The organism is Cryobacterium sp. 10I1, assembly GCF_035019805.1.
GTDB classification, from domain to species: Bacteria; Actinomycetota; Actinomycetes; order Actinomycetales; family Microbacteriaceae; genus Cryobacterium; species Cryobacterium glucosi.
Genome location: NZ_JASJVF010000554.1, coordinates 1 through 529 on the forward strand (window position 1 = coordinate 1; position 529 = coordinate 529).

The 529-nt window shown below is 72.8% G+C and carries 1 protein-coding gene; it reads right to left on the reverse strand.

What is annotated here, in order from left to right:
• The coding region (locus QN345_RS19745; RefSeq protein WP_323509205.1) for a PHP domain-containing protein at nt 1–529 on the reverse strand (529 nt) is incomplete at both ends.

Below are 529 nucleotides of genomic sequence, written 5' to 3' on the forward strand. Positions count from 1 at the left end.
TGCCGGACAGTACGCGACCATCGGCGAGCGCGGAGGCGAGCCGGGAACCTGCCGGCGTTGCGTAATGCACGGCGTTCGTGGCGAGCACCGGCAGGCCCGCGTCAGCGGCGAGGCCCGCGAGGGCGTCGTTGCCGGCGCTGTCCGCGGGGTAGCCGTGGTCGTACAGTTCCACGAAGACGTTGTCCCTGCCGAAGAGGCGCACGAGTCCGGCCAGTTCCCTCGCCGCAGCAGCAGGCCCCCCTGTGACGAGAGCCCGGCGCACGGCGCCCTTGCGGCATCCGGTCAGCACGGCCCAGGTGCCGTCGGCCTGGGCTGCGAGATCCTCGATGTCGTAGACCGGACGGCCCTTCTCGCCTCCCGCGAGATGGGCGCTCGTGAGGGCGGCGGCGAGCCGATGGTAGCCGGCCTGGCCGCGGGCGAGAACGAGCAGGTGGGAGCCGACCGGGTCGGGAACGCCGGCCTGCGGCTCGCCGAGGCCGAGGGACAGCTCTGCTCCGAAGATGGTGGCCAGGTTGGGAAAGCTCTCGGC